The following is a 17,168-nucleotide window of genomic DNA, read 5'->3' on the forward strand; positions in this document are numbered from 1 at the left end:
GCCTTCAGGCATGACAAAAAAAAGGATGTCATTCCTGAATGGTTCTATCAGGAATCTAAACAACAGGACGGGAAACCCTCTATGTATTTTTTCCTCTTCCTCGGTAAAAACTTCTGAATGCCTGATTAAAGATTTCAGGAATGACGAAAGAGGCGTCACTCCTGAATGCCCCTATCAGGGGTCCACAGTATTTAAAGCATTTGGATTCCCACCTCTTCGTCACCCCGGCAATTTTTAAGCCGTTTTTAGCCTGCCCCTGAATGTTTCTATCACCTTTTGCTCGTCACCCCGGCAATTTTTAAGCCGGGGTCCATGGTTTTTAAATGCATTTGGATTCCCGATTGAAGATTTCAGGCATGACAGATGAGGGAAGCATGGGAATGACGGAGGGGGCGGCACCTATAAGGCACCTATAATAGAGATAATGCTCTCTCTTTTTAAGAATTCCAATAATATGATATTATTATAAAGTGGACACGCGAATTTAACCCAACTTGCGCTATTGCAAAGTGTAGATTCTTGTGTTATATTTCTCTTATTGTTTGAAAGTTTGAAAGTTATAAAAGCGAGGAAAGGGAGCAGTAGGTATTTTCTCCGGTTACAGAGAGTCTGCATATGCTGGAAGCAGATACCGGAAGATACTGAATCTCGCCCTGGAGTGGTTAGCTGAAATCAAAGTAGGCAACCCGGGATTCTCCGTTAAGAGAAAAGAGTGACTTGCCAGAGCAAGTAAAAAGGGTGGTACCGCGGGGAAATACCCCTCGTCCCTCAAGGGACGAGGGGTATTTTGTTATCATAACCACTTATTGAAGGAGGAAACTTATGAAAAGTGAAATAGTTAAAAAAGGTCCGGACCGGTGTCCTCATCGTTCTTTATTTTTTGCTACCGGTCTTACTCGAGAATCTTTAGATAGACCTTTAATTGGCATTGCCAGTTCTTTTTCTGACTTAGTTCCTGGACACATCCACATGCGAGAACTGGAGAGATTTATAGAGCGGGGAATAGAAGCAGGAGGAGGAACTCCTTTTGTTTTTGGTCTTCCAGCCATATGTGATGGCATCGCTATGGGACATGAAGGGATGAGGTTCTCTCTTCCCAGCCGGGATGTGATTGCTGATGGAGTAGAAGCAGTAGCCCAGGGACATGCTCTCGATGGATTGGTTCTTTTAACCAATTGCGATAAAATAACTCCGGGTATGCTTTTAGCCGCTGCTCGCCTGAATCTCCCCACTATAGTTGTAACCGGTGGTCCTATGCTTTCTGGAGTTTACCGGGGAAGAAGACTTTCCTTTGTTCGGGACACTTTTGAAGCCGCCGGAAGGTACCACAAAGGAGAAATTAGCTTAGAAGAGTTAGAAGCACTGGAGATGGAGGCCTGTCCAGGAGCAGGTTCTTGCCAGGGTCTATATACCGCTAACACCATGGCCTGTCTTACTGAAACTATGGGATTGAGTTTACCCGGATGTGCTACCGCCCTTGCTATGTCGGCTCAAAAAAGAAGAATTGCCTATGAAAGCGGGAAAAGAATTGTGGAATTGGTAAAAGAAAATACAGTAGCCCGTGAGATTCTCAATGAAAAGTCTCTGCGCAATGCTATAAAGATGGACTTATCTTTAGGAGGCTCAACCAATACCGTACTCCATATTTTAGCTTTAGCTCAAGAGTTGGGGGTTTTCGCCATTTCCCTTGCTGCTTTTGATGAGCTATCCCGGAAAATACCTCATCTCGTGATGCTCCGGCCAGGAGGAGAGCTTTTCTTAGAGGACCTCCATTTTGCCGGGGGAATTCCTGCCGTAGAAAAAACTTTAGGAGAGCTCTTAGAAGACAACCTCACAGTTTCGGGGAAAACCGTGAGAGAAATTCAAAAAGCAGTCGAAGAGGCAGATGTAGATAGAGAAATAATCCGCACCCTGGATAATCCCCATTCCCCAGAGGGAGGAATAGCTGTACTTTATGGCTCTTTGGCTCCCGATGGGGCTGTGGTAAAGCAATCGGCAGTAGAGCCAGAAATGATGGTGTTTCGAGGAAAAGCTATTTGCTTCGATAGCGAAGAAGAAGCCATGGAAGCTATTACTCACCAGAAAGTATCTCCGGGTTCCGTGATAGTTATTCGCTTTGAAGGACCAAAAGGTGGACCGGGAATGCGGGAAATGTTGGCTCCCACTTCTGCTGTAGTGGGAATGGGCTTAAGTAAAGAAGTGGCTCTAATCACTGATGGTCGTTTCTCCGGAGGAACTCGAGGACCCTGTATCGGACATATTGCCCCTGAGGCTTTTGAAGGAGGACCCATAGCTTTAATCCACGAGGGAGATGAAATCCTCATCGATATCCCTCACCGCCAGATAGAGCTTCTGGTAAACAAAGAAGAATTAGAGAGGAGAAAAAAAGATTTTACTCCCCCTCCTCCTAAATATAAAACCGGGCTCCTGGGGCGCTATATCAAGCTTGCTCGCCCCACTTCTCAAGGAGCAAGTATGGAATAAAGGAGAGTGATAAAGTTGAAAATGAGAGGAGCTCAGATGTTAATTGAGCTTTTGAAAAGAGAAGGAGTAGAAGTTATATTCGGTTATCCAGGAGGAGCAGTGCTTGATATTTATGATGCTTTGATGGATGATAAAGATATAACTCACATCCTGGTAAGACACGAGCAGGGAGCAGCTCATGCTGCTGATGGCTATGCCCGCACTACAGGTAAAGTGGGAGTGTGTATAGCCACCTCGGGCCCGGGGGCTACCAACCTGGTTACCGGGCTCGCCAATGCTTATATGGATTCGGTGCCTTTAGTGGCTATCACCGGACAGGTGGCCACGAGCCTTATAGGTAAAGATGCCTTTCAAGAAGCGGACACCACGGGAATAACCATGCCCATCACTAAACATAATTTTTTGGTAACCAGTTTTGAAGAACTCCCCGATGTCGTCCGGCAGGCTTTCTACATTGCCTCCACTGGAAGACCAGGACCTGTGGTTATTGATCTACCCAAGGACATTCAGCAACAAGAAGGAGAATTCATTTTCCCTGAAAAAGTTAAAATCACTGGCTACCGACCCACTTATCGAGGACACGCTCACCAAATTAAAGTAGCCGCTCAGGCTATCCAGGAAGCAGAAAGACCCGTCTTAATCGCTGGAGGAGGGGTGATATCCTCCGGAGCTTCAGAGGCACTTCTGAAGTTAGCAGAAAAAGCGGATATTCCAGTTACTCATACTTTAATGGGAAAAGGAGCTTTCCCCGAAAGCCATCCTCTTTCTTTAGGGATGCTGGGAATGCATGGAACTTACTGGGCTAATAAAGCAGTGATGAACTGTGACCTTTTAATTGCTGTAGGTATGCGCTTTGACGACCGGGTAACGGGGAGTCTGGCCACTTTTGCCCCTCGAGCTCGGATAATTCATATCGATATCGACCCAGCAGAAATAGGTAAAAATGTTAAACCTTCTATCCCCATAGTAGGAGATGCTAAGATGGTGCTCTCGGAACTGGAAAAGAAAGTGGAAGAGAAAAAACGTTCCTCCTGGAGAGGAAAGACAGAAGAGTGGAAAAAGGAGTATGCTCCTCGAGTGCAAGAAGGGCTTTCTTCCCGCCGGGTGATAGAGAAAATTTACGAGCTCACTCATGGCGATAACCCCATTGTAGTTACTGACGTGGGGCAGCACCAGATGTGGGCAGCACAGATATACCGCTGTGAAGTGCCCCGCCAATGGGCAAGCTCGGGGGGCCTCGGAACAATGGGCTATGGACTACCTGCTTCCATTGGCGCTCAAGTAGGTAACCCTGACCGTTCGGTGGTTTTAATCAGTGGAGACGGGAGCATTTTTATGAAAATCCAGGAGCTGGTTACCGCGGTCAATTATTGCTTACCCATCAAGATTTTTGTCATCAACAATTCTTATTTAGGTATGGTCCGGCAATGGCAGGGTTGTCTCTATGGAGGGCGCTATTCCTGTACCAAGCTTCAAAATCCTGATTTAGTCAGTTTAGTCCGGGCTTTCGGAGGAGAGGGCTTGAAAGTAGAAAAAGAAGAAGAACTGGAGGAAGTCATCTCCAGAGCTTTGGAGGTTAAGAACAAGCCGGTATTGGTGGATTGTAGAGTAGCAGAAGAAGAAAATGTCCTACCATTTGTTCCTCCTGGAAAGTCACTGGAAGAGATGATTCTGGAATAAAAAAGAGAAGGAGGTGCCCAGTGGAGCATATCATTTCTGTTTTAGTAGAGAACAAACCCCGTGTTTTAGCCCGGGTTTCTTCTCTTTTTGCTCGGCGAGGATACAACATAGAAAGTCTGGCCGTGGGTCCCACTAACGACCCCACCATTTCTCGTATCACTTTAGTGGTAGAAGGAAACACCGATACCCTGGAACAAATAACCAAACAACTTTATAAACTCATCGATGTCATAAAAGTGGGAGATTTCACCCAGGCCAGTTATGTAGACCGGGAGTTAGCTCTAATTAAAGTAAACGCCCCCTCGGATATCAGAGCAGAAATAGTGCAAACAGTGGAGATATTTCGAGCCCGGGTAGTGGATGTAGAGGAAAAAAGCTTGATTGTAGAGGTAACCGGTACTCCGGATAAAATTGATGCTTTAGAGCAGTTATTACGTAAATACGGCATCATAGAAATGACTCGAACGGGGAGAATCGCCCTGGCTCGAGGAAGCCAATCTTTACAAGAAAAATAACTTATAAAATAAAAAGGGAGGTTTTATTATGAGCAAAGTATACTACGATGAAGATGCCAATCTCGAGGTTTTGCAAGGTAAGACAATTGCCATAATCGGTTTTGGAAGCCAGGGAAGCGCTCAAGCCCAGAACCTGAGAGATAGTGGATTGGAGGTTATAGTGTCAGATTTACCTGGAACTCCTGGATTTGAAAAAGCTCGCAATGCCGGGTTCTCCCCTTTGAGTGCCGCAGAAGCAGCCCAGAAAGGAGACGTGATTCAGATACTGGCTCCTGACCAATATCAAGCCGGTATTTATAAAGAATCCATAGCTCCACATCTTAAAGCCGGAGGAGTGCTTATGTTCTCTCACGGCTTTAATATCCACTACCACCAGATTATTCCTCCTCGGGATGTGGATGTAATTATGGTGGCTCCCAAGGGACCGGGAGATTTAGTAAGGAGAATGTACCAGGAAGGAAAAGGAGTACCTTCTCTCATCGCTGTCTATCAAGATGCAAGCGGTAAAGCCAAAGATATAGCTTTAGCCTACGCCCGGGGAATTGGGGCAACCCGAGCAGGAGTTTTAGAAACCACTTTTCAGGAAGAGACCGAAACCGACCTATTTGGTGAGCAAGCAGTGCTCTGTGGAGGATTGACTGCTCTGATTAAAGCTGGTTTTGAAACTTTAGTAGAAGCCGGATATCAGCCCGAAGTAGCTTACTTTGAATGTCTACATGAGATGAAATTAATTGTGGATCTGGTATATGAGGGAGGGCTCACCAATATGCGCCAGGTGGTAAGTGATACCGCCGAATACGGCGACCTAACCCGGGGTCCTCGAGTAATCAATGATAAAGTTAGAGAAGAAATGAAGAAAATCTTAGCCGAGATTCAAGATGGAAGTTTTGCCCGGGAATGGATTCTGGAAAACCAAGCCAATCGACCAGTGTATTATGCTCTGCGAAATAAAGATGCTCAACACCTCATCGAGAAAACGGGGAATACTTTGCGAGGCATGATGCCCTGGCTCAAAAAATGAGGGGGTAGGATAATGAGGAAAATTCGGATTTTTGACACCACCCTGCGAGACGGGGAGCAATCCCCGGGGGTAAGCCTTAATCCTCAAGAAAAACTGGAGATAGCCAAACAACTGGCTCAGCTGAATGTGGACGTTATAGAGGCAGGCTTTCCCATTGCCTCTCCTGGGGATGCCGAAGGAGTGAAGTTAATAGCTCAGCAGATAAAGGGACCAGCTATATGTGCTCTGGCGCGATGCAAAGAGAAAGATATCGAAGTGGCAGGAGAAGCATTGGAACATGCCGAGCGGCCGCTTATTCACGTGTTTTTGGCTACTTCTGATATTCATCTCCAGCACAAACTGCACTTAACAAGAGAAGAAGCTCTTGAGGAAGCAGTCCGGGCAGTTAAAAAAGCCCGGAACTATACTGATGAGGTGGAATTTTCTGCTGAGGATGCCACTCGCTCCGATTGGGAGTATCTCTCCCAAATTTACGCTGCAGTGATTAAAGCGGGAGCCACAGTTCTCAACATTCCCGATACGGTGGGATACACTATTCCTGAGGAAATGAAAGAACTGATTATTTATCTTCTGGAACATACCCCCGGTATGGACAAAGTTGAGATAAGCGTCCACTGCCACAACGACTTGGGGTTAGCCACTGCTAATTCTTTAGCAGCGATTTCCGCTGGTGCCACCCAGATAGAGTGCACCATAAATGGTATCGGAGAAAGAGCCGGTAATGCCGCCTTAGAGGAAATAGCTATGGCGCTGCATGTTAGAAAAGACCGTTTTCAAGCCCGGACTTCTCTCAATCTTCAGGAAATATATCGCACCAGCCGCCTGGTGAGCAGACTCACCGGGATGCTGGTGCAACCCAATAAAGCCATAGTGGGACAGAATGCCTTCGCTCATGAGGCCGGAATTCATCAGGATGGAGTACTTAAAGATAAACTAACTTACGAGATAATGGATGCTCAGCTTATCGGTAGAGAAGAAAGGGTGCTGGTATTGGGAAAACACTCCGGACGTCACGCTTTTGCTAAAAAATTAGAAGAGTTAGGATATCAACTCTCCGAAGAAGAGCTCAATCAGGCTTTCCAGCGCTTTAAACAATTAGCCGACCAGAAAAAAGAAATCACCGAAGCAGATCTCAAGGCTATTGTTTCTGATGAGGTATCCCGCTCAGAAGACATATATCGTCTGGATTTTGTGCACGTTTGCTCAGGAAATAACATTTTACCCACTGCTACTGTGAGGCTAATCAGAGAAGGTGGAGAAATACTGGAGGGGGTATCCACCGGAGTGGGTCCAGTAGATGCAGCTTACAAAGCCATAAGCAAAATGCTGGATATATCTCCCAATTTAGTTAACTACACTTTGCAATCTATCACCGGAGGAACGGAAGCGCTGGGAGAAGTTATTGTGAGAATAATAGGGGAAGACCAGGAATATGTAGGAAGAGGATCTAACCAGGATGTGGTGGTAGCCAGTGTTTTAGCCTATCTTGCTGCCATAAACCGAATGGCTCAAAAGAAGAAGAAAATCAACCCTCAAAAAGACTATAAGGAGAACTAAAATGGGTATGACCATAACTGAAAAAATCATAGCTGCTCACGCTCAAAAAGAAAAAGTAATTCCCGGAGAACTGGTGCAAGTAAAAATTGACCTGGCTTTAGCCAATGATATCACTGCTCCTCTGGGCATCAAGGAACTGGAAAAACAGAAAATTGACCGAATCTTTGACCCTGATAAGGTGGTTTTGGTTGCCGACCATAACACTCCCTGTAAAGACATCGCTTCTGCTCAAAACGTAAAGTTGATGCGAGACTTTGCCCGGAAATACGGGATATCTCATTTTTTTGAGGGAGGAAAAGCGGGGATAGAACATGTGCTTCTTCCCGAAGAAGGGCTGATAGCTCCCGGGGATCTGGTGATTGGAGCTGATTCTCATACCTGTACCTATGGAGCGCTGGGAGCGTTTTCCACGGGGATGGGAAGCACTGATATCGCCGCCAGCTGGGTGTTGGGAGAAACCTGGCTGCGAGTTCCAGAATCAATTCTTTTTCTCTATGAGGGGAAAAGGAAACCGTTTGTCACCGGAAAAGACCTCATCCTTTTCACCATAGGAAAAATTGGGGTAGATGGAGCAAGATATTGTGCTATGGAGTTCAGGGGTTCAGTAATATCGGAATTGTCTCTGGATGAGCGTTTCACTATGGCCAATATGGCAGTAGAAGCCGGAGCAAAGAATGGGATAATGGAAGCCGATAGCAAGGTCCTCAACTATGTTTCCGGGAGAACCTCTCATCTCTCTCGAGTTTACCAATCTGACCCTGATGCTCGGTGGAAGGAAATAATAGAAATTGATGTTTCCTCTCTTGAGCCTCAGGTGGCTTTTCCCCACCTACCCAGCAATACTCATTCCGTTTATTCTATTCCCAAAATAGAGATTGACCAGGTAGTGATTGGCTCCTGCACCAATGGCCGTATGGAAGATTTGAGGATGGCAGCGCAAGTGCTAAAAGGCCGGGAAGTCAACCCCCGGGTAAGGCTCTTGATTTTTCCGGGAACTCCTTCGGTTTTAAAACAAGCCGAAAAAGAGGGGTTGTTGCGGATTTTCTTAGAAGCAGGAGGGATAATTGCTCCTCCTTCTTGCGGACCGTGTCTCGGGGGACATCTGGGAGTTTTAGCAGAAGGAGAAAAATGTGTATCTACCACTAACCGAAACTTCTTAGGAAGAATGGGACATGTAAAGAGCGAAGTTTATCTTGCTAACCCCTATATAGCAGCGAGCTCCGCTGTGGCAGGCTACATTGCTGCTCCCGATCAAATTTAAGACGAGGTGACAAAATGATAATAAGTGGAAAAGCTCTGAAATACGGGGATAATATAGATACTGATGTAATAATCGCGGCTCGCTATCTCACATCCACTGACCCTGCAGAGTTAGCTCGGCATTGCTTAGAAAGTTTAGACCCCACCTTCTCCGAGAAAGCTTCTTCTGCTATCCTGGTAGCAGGGAAAAATTTCGGTTGTGGCTCTTCCCGTGAGCATGCTCCTTTAGCTATTAAAGCATCAGGAGCGAAGGCAGTTATTGCCGCTTCTTTTGCCCGTATTTTTTATCGCAATGCTGTAAACATTGGTCTACCCATACTGGAATCAGAAGAAGCAGCGGAAAAAATTAAAGAGGGAGACCAACTGGAAATCGACCTGGATAAAGGAGAAATCAAAGACTTAACCAGTGGGGATACTTTCCAAGTTAACCCCTTTCCTCCTTTCTTGCAAGAGATAATAGAGCGGGGAGGATTGATGAATTTAGTAAAAGAAAGAGTTAAATCTGACTAATTTTTTAGACTGGTAATAGGAGCGGGGACTCTTCCTCCCCGGGAGATAAAATTTTTACTCTGGAAGGGATTGACTTCCATAACTACTGTCTCTCCTAAGAGTCCCCCCCACACTACTCTATCTCCGGGCTTCTTTCCCAGAACTGGTATTATCCGCACCCCCACGGTTTTGTGGTTCACCACTCCAATAGCCATCTCATCCCCTATGATGGCCGAAATTGTCTCTTTGGATACCTCGCCAGGGATGGCAATCATATCTAAACCTACCGAACAAACACTGGTCATAGCTTCTAATTTTTCCAATTTCAAGGCTCCCACTTTCACCGATTCGGTCATCCCGGCATCTTCACTAACCGGGATAAAAGCTCCGCTTAATCCTCCCACCGAAGAAGAAGCCATAGCTCCTCCTTTTTTACAGGCATCAGTTAAAAGAGCCAGAGCTAAAGTGGAACCCCAGGCTCCACATTTTTCTAAACCCATCTCCTCTAAAATCTCCGCTACGCTATCTCCCACCCGGGGTGTAGGAGCCAGAGATAAATCTACAATTCCGAAAGGTACTCCCAGCTTTTGAGCTATTTCTTTACCTATCAACTCTCCCACTCTTGTGATTTTGAAAGCAGTCCTTTTTACCACTTCAGCTATTTCTCCTAAATCTGCTTCTGGTTTTCTGCGGATGGCTTCTTTGATAACTCCCGGGCCACTTACTCCCACATTCAAGGCCGCATCTGCTTCTCCCGGTCCGTGGAAAGCTCCAGCCATAAAAGGATTGTCTTCTGGGGCATTGGCAAAAATCACTAATTTGGCACAGCCTATGCCTCCTTCTTGAGCAGTTAAAAGAGAGGTTTCTTTGATTATCTCTCCCATCTTTAAAATAGCATCCACATTTATTCCGCTGCGGCTGGAAGCTAAATTTACCGAGCCACAAATTCTCTGGGTTTGTGAGAGAACAAGGGGGAGAGAATCAATAAGCAACAAGTCTCCGGGGGTACATCCTTTGGGAACTAAAGCACTGAATCCCCCTATAAAATCAACCTGGAGCTCTCGTGCTAAATCGTCCAATCTCCGGGCCAGAGCTACAACTTCCTCTTTTCTTTCTCTACCGTCTAAAAGAAAAGACACCGGGGATATAGCTATCCGTCGGTTCACTACAGGAATCCCATACTTGATAAAAGTTTCTTCTACTATCTCATGAAAAGGAAGAGAGAGATGACGAATCTTTTCTGCTACTTTTTCTATGGTGGAAGAAAAATCACCCGAGCGGCAATCCAGAAGATTAATCCCCAGAGTTACCGTTCGAACATCTAAATTCTCTATTTCCAGCATACGCAGCGTTTCTAAAATTTCTGAGCGGTCAAAAAGCATTTTTCACCTCAAATCCGATGCATAGCCCGGAAAATGCTGGCGTGCTGCATATAGACTTTAACCCCGATCTCCTCCCCTTTGTGGTTGAGGTCGCGGTGTAGTTCTGCAAGGCTCACCGGGCATTGGGATATGTCTCCCACCAAAATCATGGTAAAATACTCTCCTAATATTTTTTGGGTGATATCTTCGATATTTACCTGGCGCTCGGCAAGGCAAGAAGTAATAGCAGCAATAATTCCTATTCTATCTTTACCCACCACGGTGATGACCACTTTGTTTTCTGTAGTGCTCTCTTCTTCCAGCTCATGAAAAGGAATATCGTCCATATTCTTCTCCGCCTTTTTTGATTTTTTCACTAAAAATATGAGCCTGGCGAACAGGCTCGGGTAAACGATATTTAGTAGTTACTAATAGCGTCCAGTGTTTTGCCTTCTCTAAGTCAATTCTATTGCCCGGCGAAACAAAAACGGGTTTCACTTTTTCTTTGGTGCGTAGCGCCATCCCCACTTTTTCTCCCTGGTATTCTATCCAGGAAAAAGAGCCCTGTTTTTCGGGAGGCTCTTCGAAATTGCCTACCAAATTGCTTTTGGCTACCCCCACAGAAACCATCCCGAATAAAATTCCCAGATGAGTGGCTAACCCCACTCCCCGGGGGTGAGCGATACCCTGTCCATCAAAGAAAAAAATCTGGGGCTGAGAACACAAAAGAGATAGAGCTTTTTCAATAGCGGGACCCTCTCGAAAAGATAAAAATCCCGGGATATAAGGAAAAGGGGGAGGAGCTTTACCCCAGGATACTTCCCTCACTCTCAAAGAAGGAAAATCTAAAACCACCACTGCCGCTGAAGCTTCTTTTTCGGTATTGTAGGAGACATCTATTCCTGCTACTAAATCAATATCTTTATCCTCATAAGGAAAATCAAAAGATAATAAGCTTTTCAATTTCTCCTGTATTTCCTTTGCTTCTTTTACGTCTACAGCATAGGGAAAATCAAGCAATTTCTCCATAGAAGCATTTTAAACCAAAGAGGAAAAAAGAGGAAGACGATGGACTAAATTTTTAAGAGTGAGTTATTTCTAATTCTATGGTTTTAGTAAGAATGTCAGCGTAATTAAAGGAAGCTCTCTGGCTAGAACCATCTACCTCCGTTATCATAGTGAAAAAGAAGGGATAGGCTTTTTCTATCACTCCTTTTTTGGTTATCGTTTTTTTTCTTCCTTTGTTGACTTCGATAACTACTTCTTCTCCCACAATAGATGCCACCCATTCTTTGATTTGCTCAAGATTCTGAACTACCAAAGAACATCATTCCCTAGAAATTTTCCTCTATTATACACCAAAAAAGGGTGAAAAGCAAATTTTTCAAACTATTGTTCTCCACAATCCATTGCCGGGGTATCTTTATTTTTCCTTATTTTTATGCCATCCTGGAAAAGGATTATCGCCAATGTAGTCTTTTTCCACTTTACCACTTTGAGTCATCTCCTAGAGGATTTAAAATGAGCCTATAAAGAGAATAAGCCGGATCTTCCATCCTCGGCTCCTTATCATCCTTCAGCTAGTCAGCGGGGAAGTATCATCATAACCAGTAACAAAGGCTTTGGCGAATGGGGAGAGGTGATGGGAGATCCCATTCTGGCTACTGCCCTATTGGATAGATTACTCCACCATGCCCAGGTGATAAATATCCGAGGGAACAGTTATCGACTTAAAGATAGGATCAGAGCTGGAATTTATGGGACACCTAATTCTAATTCATCAGGTTAAAAAGCTAAGAGGTGGGTCAATTTAAGGCCGGCCTTGACACTACAAACTCGGTACCAACGCAACATGCTAGCAGAAGCTATTCGATATTTACAACCTTTACCCGGAGGCTTCCCTTTTCCCAACTCCAGTGTGCGTTATATACTATAGTCTGGACTTCTCCCGGAGCAAGGTCTTTTAACTGTACCTGTTCACTCCAGTCACTTTCAAGCTGGGGAAATTGATTCCAGTAGATTATTTCAATTTTTGCAAGAGCAATCGGTTCACTCCCAGAATTTTTGACCAAGATTGTAACCACACCATGGTCCTCGTCTCCGGGGCTTATCCTAGGAGCATCAATGGTGAGTTCTTTCCCTGCCATCTTGACGACCATTGAAAATAGCTCTATAGAAGATGGGTTACTCCCCTCTATGTTTCCACCAGCAGCCAGCGCCGTAACCCCCATTGTAATCCCGACTAAACTCATCACAATAATTAGAGAAATTTTTGTAAGCTTCATGCTTATTACCTCCTCTTCCCCCCTTTTTTATTTGAATACTAAAATAAGGCCTGTATTCTGTGCAGCCTATGAAATCCGTTATCCCAAAATTATATTTGAGTATCACTACAGGTCGTTCTTGACCCAGCATCAAGTCCTTGTGGTGAGATATTACTGTGGTTTACAGAAGGTTTTTCAAATCATGCTTTAGTATATTTAGTTTTCCTCCACCACTCGCCCCTTTTCATACACCGTCCGGGCAAAGACGCTTCCATCTCCTCCATACTCAATCCACTCTCCGTCTCTCTGGTCATTGTGATACATTCCTTCAAAGTGTTTCTTTCCCCCGGGGTAGAAAATCACCCACAACCCCTCTTTTACTCCTTCTTTGTAAGTTCCTTCAGTTTTGGGAACGCCATTGCGGAGACACTCTCGCCACACTCCATCTTTTTTCCCGTGGCGATATGTCCCCTGAATCATAATTTGTCCATTGTCATACCATTTGGTGAAGATGCCGTGTTCTACTTTCTTGCCCTCCTCGATGTAGTAAGTATACTCAAGTTTTAATTCTCCCCCGGGATAGAATTCACGATAATAGCTCACCGCAACACCCTCAAACACAGTTCCTTCGCCAGCTTCTTCAAATGGTGACACTTCGTTCTCTTCAGGTAAAAAAACAACCTGGAGGGAGGCCCCTCCTTCCTCCTCGGGAATCTCCTCCTCAATGCTTCCCTCCCCCCAGACATCCTCATCGTAGAGAGCAAGAGCCTTCTCCTCCCACCACCTCAACAATGTCTTCAGAAACAACGTCTCCCTGCTTTCTCGTAACAATAGCTTCAGAAACTCTCTCTTTCACCTTACCCACCCGGGCTTCGGCTACAAAGATGAGTTCCTGATCCAGAACCTCCCCGGTCTTGGGGTCTACAATGGCTTCGCCAGGGTGGAAGATACGTACAAGATCTCCCACTTTGATTCCCGAATCCCGGCCTAAATTGAGATACACAGTGTTACCGCTCACCTGTACCACATACCCTTCTATAGGACGCGAAGCAAACTCACCTATTCCTTCATCCATGCGTTCCACAAAGGTAGCAACAATCTCCTCACAGGCAACATTCACCGCAGAAATGATGTCCTGACTCTCCTGGGAATAGACATCGAGGCTACCAATGGCCAGGCCTACTGTAGAACGAGAGGCTTTTTCCTGCTTCACTTCAGAGTAAAGTATTTCTCCTGTCTGCACATCCACAATACGCACAGTGAGAGTAACAAGGGTGGCACCACTTCCTATTTTAACCGGACCAACACGCACTCCTTCCCTGCCCCCGGAGGAGATGCCCGTAACGCTTCCCGTCACTACAAAGTGAGCTCCCACCATCTTCCCCAGTTGAACAGCAGTGGAGGGATCCACAAGACCTGAGAAGTACTGGAAGCCTTGCTCGGTTACGAGATTCTCGAGTTTTCGTCGTTCAAAGACCCGGAAGCGGTTGCTATTTATGAGAGCGTTAATCATAAGGTCGGTGAGGGCGTTGGGAAGCGTCTGCTCATATTGAAGACCGGGAACGGTAATATCAAATCCTACCACCACAACCGTGGGTTTGGTAAGAGAAAATAAAGGCCCACAGGGGAAAAGGAGAAAACAAACAATTAAGATAAATATAAACTTTTTCACCAGTCTTCACCTTTCCCGCCCTGAATACCTACTTCAACCTGTATCTCAGTCTTTGCATCACCCCCGGAAGGAGAAGGAAGTTCCCGTAACGTAGCAGTGATGGTAAGCTCAGGACGGATGAGCACCTTCTTCACCCAGTTTTCATAACCCGCCAGACTTATAGCAATCTCTACCACTTTCCCGTCTTCTAATGTGAGCTCACAGGGAGTGTTTCCCCAGAAAAGCCCGCCAATTTCTACATCTGCGCCCGGAGGTACAGAATCAACAAACACACGCACCTTATCCGCTTCAGGTACAGGCTGTGCAGCAATTTGCATCATTCTCTGGTTAAATCTCCCCACCAGACGGCGGATAGCTTCCTGCATGAGATTCCCCAGAGCTTCACGTGCCTCTCCTGAAATCTTGACACTGGTGAATTCAAAAGGAAGGTTTTCCCGAGAGAGGGTAACCTGATCGGTAAACACTACCGTCCCTCTTTCAGCATCAACTACTCGAAGGTTCAGCGTGAGAGAAACAAAGGACCGGCGGGTGGTGATGCCGTATCCCCGGAATTCTGTAGTCCGGGAAGAAATGTCAATGATGTTTCCCATGGCCAGGTACCGGGCTCCCAGCATTTTCCCCAGCTGAATGGCATATGACGGGTCTACAAGGCCTGAAGCACTGCTAAAACCAATCTAAGTGAGAGAACGATCGATGGACAATCGGTCGACAAGGGTGAACCGTCCCAGGTCGAGAAGCGCGCTCTCTAAAAACTGCAAACCCATATTCTCCACATCAGGAACACGGACTCGAGAGTGGTTCTCAAAAGCAACCACAGCAAGAATGGGAAGTTCACTGGAGAAGGCAAAAAAAGTAAAACCCGTAAGAAGCGCAAGCACCCCGAAAAATATTATTACCCTCTTCATAATAAACATCTCCCCCTCTGTATTATTTTGCGGGATGGCGTAAACAGTGCGACAGAAAAAGAAGCAGTTTTTGTTGTAGTAAAATTTTATAACCATTACAGAAAGCTGTCAACTTCCGAGTAGACTAGCGATTTTATCACTCCATAACCCGGGAGTTGCAATGGGGCGTCCGCCTGGTGCTAAAAATTCCGCCCCTAACTCATGGTCGTTTTCCCCTCAACAGACAACGTGCCATACAGGGTTTATTTCGTTCATTCTCTATCACTGATGCCTCATCCTTTCATTTTACTAAAGGGGCGTTTTCGTAGAATAACCGCCTGGTGTTCTGCAATAAGTTGATACTGTCCTTTTGAAAAACCCTATTTTACCCCGGGGAAATGTGTGATAAAATAAGAATAAGATCTCCTTAGTAAGGAGGGATGATTAGTGAAGTGGCAATTAGTTGTCGTTACTTTGATTTTTCTTCTCGGGATTTTAATTTCTCCCCTTGCAGCCAGTGAAATAGACCTCATAAATAAAGCCATAGAGTTGGTTTATGACCTCTCTCAGGCGCCCGACCGGGCTCCTTTTTTAGAATTATTAAAACGGGCAGAAGGGATAGCCATTTTCCCTGAAGTGCGTCGAGTAGGAATGGTTATAGGAGGCTACACCGGGGAAGGCATAGTGTTGCGTCGTGATAGAGGGTATTGGTACGGTCCGGCTTTTTTTCGCCTGGAAGGGTTAAGCATAGGTCCTCACTTTGGTGTCGAGGTGCAAGGGCTGGTGTTGCTTTTAATGAATAAATCAGGAATGGAAGTTTTCTACCAGGGAGGGGCAACAACTCTCAGTGGAAGCTTAGGAATTGCTGCAGGCCCGGTAGGAAGGAGCTTTTCTTTTGGGGTGGATACGGAGCTTCAAGCTTCTATATATTCTTACTCTATTTCCCGGGGGCTATTCTGGGGAGCTTCTATAGAAGGGGCAAAACTGGAGGAAAATAAAAGAGCGGCTCAGCGTTTTTATCAGAAGGAGCTTTCCTCCCGAGAAATTCTTACCTCTTATCCGGCAGAAGAAACTGCTACCCGTAATCTCACCAGATTGTTAGAAAAATTAATTAAAGAAAGGGGAAACTAAATGTTGCGTAATATTTTAGCCATATTGGGAGCTATTTTTCTGATTATTCTTGCTTTTCGCTTTTTCCCTGGAATCGTTGCCTTCCTGTTCACTGCTGGAGCTATCATTCTGTTGATACTCCTATTCCTGGGAATAGCAGTAGTTTTTGCCCCTATTCTAATCTGGATAATGTTAATCATTCTTCTTCTCCGTCTAATTTTTTAGGCCCGAAGAGGGGGGGTAAATTCCTCCCCTCTTCAGCCAGGTCTCCATATCCATATCGGGAAAAGATGAAACAGTTATTGCAGGGCTACACACCACGCAAGAGCTAATGCGTGTCACCACCAGACCATTTTTTGCACCTTTGACTGGTCTTTGTGACCGGTTTTTATCTTTCCAGAAAGCAAGATTGGTAGTGATGAAAAGGACCGAACAGCCTGCGGCGTAAGATTAAAAAAAACAGAGAAAGCCAAAATAATCACGCTGAAAAAGAACACTCAGCGCATCTCCCGAAAGGGAATGCTCCTGCAATTCGCTCAAAAACAGTTGCAATATATAGCTTTAAGTATATCAGTAATCAGCCTCAGAAAGTTAATTAAAAAGGTGGCAAAAGTCCATCGGAGAGATTATTAAAAATATAGGCGGCAAAATATGCGCACCGTCTCTTCTTTTTTAATTTTAGCTTCTCCTTTTAGAATAACTTATAAGGTAACTAATTGAGAGGACAATGGCCGCCCGCGCAACCTTCCTCGGGTTCTTCTTGCGGCTGGCAAGGCTGGCAAGTTTCTTCCTCTTCGCATTCTTGACAGGCGTCATACCATTCCTCACAAAAACCAAAACATTGGCCAAGGCAGGTTTCTCCACCGGGCAA

General features: G+C 45.4%; 19 protein-coding genes, 1 pseudogene and 1 other annotated feature. Of the genes and pseudogenes, 10 read left to right on the forward strand and 10 right to left on the reverse strand.

Going from position 1 to position 17,168, the window contains the following annotated elements; translation table 11 throughout:
• Nucleotides 1-559: 559 nt before the first annotated feature.
• Nucleotides 560-772: a binding site (T-box leader), on the forward strand.
• A 50-nt stretch (nucleotides 773-822) separates the two neighbouring features.
• The 7 genes from ilvD to GXZ17_RS02650 are packed head-to-tail and all read left to right on the forward strand — an operon-like array spanning nucleotide 823 to nucleotide 9,027.
• Nucleotides 823-2,484: a dihydroxy-acid dehydratase gene (gene ilvD / locus GXZ17_RS02620; RefSeq protein WP_409375738.1), complete on the forward strand. Its 1,662-nt coding sequence runs from the start codon at nucleotides 823-825 to the stop codon at nucleotides 2,482-2,484.
• 15 nt (nucleotides 2,485-2,499) lie between these two features.
• Complete coding sequence (gene ilvB / locus GXZ17_RS02625) at nucleotides 2,500-4,164, forward strand: biosynthetic-type acetolactate synthase large subunit (protein WP_409375739.1); 1,665 nt, start codon at nucleotides 2,500-2,502, stop codon at nucleotides 4,162-4,164.
• Nucleotides 4,165-4,184: 20 nt separating this feature from the next.
• On the forward strand, nucleotides 4,185-4,679 hold the full coding sequence (gene ilvN / locus GXZ17_RS02630) for an acetolactate synthase small subunit (RefSeq protein WP_409375740.1): 495 nt from the start codon (nucleotides 4,185-4,187) through the stop codon (nucleotides 4,677-4,679).
• A 28-nt stretch (nucleotides 4,680-4,707) separates the two neighbouring features.
• On the forward strand, nucleotides 4,708-5,700 hold the full coding sequence (gene ilvC / locus GXZ17_RS02635; protein ID WP_409375741.1) for a ketol-acid reductoisomerase: 993 nt from the start codon (nucleotides 4,708-4,710) through the stop codon (nucleotides 5,698-5,700).
• Between the two features lie 12 nt (nucleotides 5,701-5,712).
• Nucleotides 5,713-7,257 carry a 2-isopropylmalate synthase gene (locus GXZ17_RS02640; protein WP_409375742.1) on the forward strand — a complete coding sequence of 515 codons (1,545 nt, stop codon included), beginning with the start codon at nucleotides 5,713-5,715 and terminating at the stop codon, nucleotides 7,255-7,257.
• Between the two features lies 1 nt (nucleotide 7,258).
• Nucleotides 7,259-8,518: a 3-isopropylmalate dehydratase large subunit gene (gene leuC, locus GXZ17_RS02645; protein WP_409375743.1), complete on the forward strand. Its 1,260-nt coding sequence runs from the start codon at nucleotides 7,259-7,261 to the stop codon at nucleotides 8,516-8,518.
• A 14-nt stretch (nucleotides 8,519-8,532) separates the two neighbouring features.
• On the forward strand, nucleotides 8,533-9,027 hold the full coding sequence (locus GXZ17_RS02650; RefSeq protein ID WP_409375744.1) for a 3-isopropylmalate dehydratase small subunit: 495 nt from the start codon (nucleotides 8,533-8,535) through the stop codon (nucleotides 9,025-9,027).
• Here the strand turns inward: GXZ17_RS02650 and GXZ17_RS02655 are convergent.
• Genes GXZ17_RS02655 through GXZ17_RS02670 form a run of 4 tightly spaced genes read right to left on the reverse strand, consistent with a single transcriptional unit; the run spans nucleotide 9,024 to nucleotide 11,688 of the window.
• Nucleotides 9,024-10,388: a PFL family protein gene (locus GXZ17_RS02655; RefSeq protein ID WP_409375745.1), complete on the reverse strand. Its 1,365-nt coding sequence runs from the start codon at nucleotides 10,386-10,388 to the stop codon at nucleotides 9,024-9,026. The two genes, GXZ17_RS02650 and GXZ17_RS02655, sit on opposite strands and share 4 nt — an antisense overlap.
• A gap of 8 nt (nucleotides 10,389-10,396) precedes the next feature.
• Nucleotides 10,397-10,714: an ACT domain-containing protein gene (locus GXZ17_RS02660; RefSeq protein ID WP_409375746.1), complete on the reverse strand. Its 318-nt coding sequence runs from the start codon at nucleotides 10,712-10,714 to the stop codon at nucleotides 10,397-10,399.
• The gene (locus tag GXZ17_RS02665) at nucleotides 10,692-11,396 is read right to left on the reverse strand and encodes an endonuclease V (protein WP_409375747.1); all 705 of its coding nucleotides are present in this window, start codon (nucleotides 11,394-11,396) and stop codon (nucleotides 10,692-10,694) included. The genes GXZ17_RS02660 and GXZ17_RS02665 overlap by 23 nt, the downstream gene beginning before the upstream one ends.
• A gap of 52 nt (nucleotides 11,397-11,448) precedes the next feature.
• A complete protein-coding gene (locus GXZ17_RS02670; protein WP_409375748.1) occupies nucleotides 11,449-11,688 on the reverse strand; it encodes a Veg family protein in 240 nt (79 codons plus the stop codon).
• A 264-nt stretch (nucleotides 11,689-11,952) separates the two neighbouring features.
• Here GXZ17_RS02670 and GXZ17_RS02675 point away from each other — a divergent pair.
• Nucleotides 11,953-12,156: pseudogene (locus GXZ17_RS02675) on the forward strand (ATP-binding protein); the annotation flags it as partial.
• A gap of 76 nt (nucleotides 12,157-12,232) precedes the next feature.
• Here the strand turns inward: GXZ17_RS02675 and GXZ17_RS02680 are convergent.
• The 5 genes from GXZ17_RS02680 to GXZ17_RS02700 form a co-directional block, all read right to left on the reverse strand.
• Nucleotides 12,233-12,652: a hypothetical protein gene (locus GXZ17_RS02680; RefSeq protein ID WP_409375749.1), complete on the reverse strand. Its 420-nt coding sequence runs from the start codon at nucleotides 12,650-12,652 to the stop codon at nucleotides 12,233-12,235.
• A gap of 195 nt (nucleotides 12,653-12,847) precedes the next feature.
• A complete protein-coding gene (locus GXZ17_RS02685; RefSeq protein WP_409375750.1) occupies nucleotides 12,848-13,438 on the reverse strand; it encodes a toxin-antitoxin system YwqK family antitoxin in 591 nt (196 codons plus the stop codon).
• Nucleotides 13,380-14,303, reverse strand: a complete 924-nt coding sequence (locus GXZ17_RS02690; RefSeq protein ID WP_409375751.1) for a CsgG/HfaB family protein — start codon at nucleotides 14,301-14,303, stop codon at nucleotides 13,380-13,382. Before GXZ17_RS02690 ends, GXZ17_RS02685 begins: the two co-directional genes overlap by 59 nt.
• Nucleotides 14,300-14,977, reverse strand: coding sequence for a PEGA domain-containing protein (locus tag GXZ17_RS02695; RefSeq protein WP_409375756.1), 678 nt, complete (start codon nucleotides 14,975-14,977; stop codon nucleotides 14,300-14,302). The genes GXZ17_RS02690 and GXZ17_RS02695 overlap by 4 nt, the downstream gene beginning before the upstream one ends.
• On the reverse strand, nucleotides 14,978-15,208 hold the full coding sequence (locus GXZ17_RS02700; RefSeq protein ID WP_409375752.1) for a hypothetical protein: 231 nt from the start codon (nucleotides 15,206-15,208) through the stop codon (nucleotides 14,978-14,980).
• 426 nt (nucleotides 15,209-15,634) lie between these two features.
• Here GXZ17_RS02700 and GXZ17_RS02705 point away from each other — a divergent pair, with 426 nt between their 5' ends.
• The gene (locus GXZ17_RS02705; RefSeq protein ID WP_409375753.1) at nucleotides 15,635-16,318 is read left to right on the forward strand and encodes a lipid-binding SYLF domain-containing protein; all 684 of its coding nucleotides are present in this window, start codon (nucleotides 15,635-15,637) and stop codon (nucleotides 16,316-16,318) included.
• Nucleotides 16,319-16,522, forward strand: coding sequence for a hypothetical protein (locus tag GXZ17_RS02710; RefSeq protein ID WP_409375754.1), 204 nt, complete (start codon nucleotides 16,319-16,321; stop codon nucleotides 16,520-16,522).
• A gap of 453 nt (nucleotides 16,523-16,975) precedes the next feature.
• On the opposite strand, the gene GXZ17_RS02715 is transcribed toward GXZ17_RS02710, so the two are convergent.
• Nucleotides 16,976-17,168 (reverse strand): hypothetical protein (locus GXZ17_RS02715; protein WP_409375755.1); only part of this gene is annotated, 193 nt, incomplete at its 5' end.

It is taken from the genome of Candidatus Sordicultor fermentans (assembly GCF_012728195.1).
Lineage (GTDB): Bacteria > Atribacterota > Atribacteria > Atribacterales > Caldatribacteriaceae > Sordicultor > Sordicultor fermentans.